At 56.5% G+C, this 985-nt stretch carries 1 protein-coding gene; it reads left to right on the top strand.

What is annotated here, in order from left to right; translation table 11 throughout:
* On the top strand, nt 1-985 hold a 985-nt coding region (locus G6R38_RS27730), incomplete at both ends, for a Calx-beta domain-containing protein (RefSeq protein WP_206028772.1).

Genomic DNA, 985 nt, shown 5'->3' with positions numbered 1-985 from the left:
ATCGAACCTGACCGAGCAGTTCGTATTCAACAACCGCTTGTTCGCGGTGATGGAGAGTAATGTCGGGCGAGAATTGTTCGAGTACAACACCTCCACCGGACAGTACGAACTCGAAACTAATCTGAATGGTAATGATGACGGCTTCCCGAGTGTGGAAAAGGATCCTAACGGCGACCTAGTTATTTTCAATGGCGACCTGATTTTGGAGGCCACAGATACGGGAATCGGTGATGAAGTCTTTCGCATCCAGGGCGGCCCGGTCAATACACCGCCGACTGCGACCGGCACGATTGCCGATACGAATCAGCAGGAAGACCCGAATGCTGCTGATCGCGTCATCAATCTCCATGACTTCTTCGCCGATGCGGAAACGGCGGACGCCGATTTGGTTTACTCGGTGACCAGCGCCGATCCCGCGTTCTTCTCGACGAGCGTGGACAACACCGCCGACACGCTGACCATCGACTTCGCTCCGACGGGCGCGGGAACAGCCACCGTGACTGTGCAAGCCCAGGATGCCGGTGGACTGACGGCCACGCAAAGTTTCGTGGTCACCGTGTTCGGCGGCACGGCGACTTTCAGCGTCACCGGCGATGAGACCTTTGACGAACAAAACGCCGGCCCCAGCCCGCGCACGTTCACAATTACCAAGACAGGAAACACGAACTACGCCAGCCAAGTCGATTTCGCGATCACCGGTTCCGCGACCAACGGCAGCGATTTCAACAACATCGGTGGAACCTCGGGAGCGACCGGGTTAACCGGCACGGTAATGTTCGCCCCCAATGAAACTACGAAAACGATTACGCTCGATGTCTTGGGGGATGTGTTGGTCGAGCTGGACGAAACGATTGTTGTCACGCTTTCCAATCCATCCGAAGCGGGCAGCGGAACGGCCAACCTTGGCACAACGTCGGCATCCAAGTCGATCCAAAACGATGACGCGGCCACAATCAGCATCGGCGATGCAACAATCATAGAAGGG

Origin of the sequence: Thalassoroseus pseudoceratinae, from assembly GCF_011634775.1 — a bacterium.
GTDB lineage: Bacteria > Planctomycetota > Planctomycetia > Planctomycetales > Planctomycetaceae > Thalassoroseus > Thalassoroseus pseudoceratinae.
This window is presented reverse-complemented; position numbering and strand designations above follow the sequence as displayed.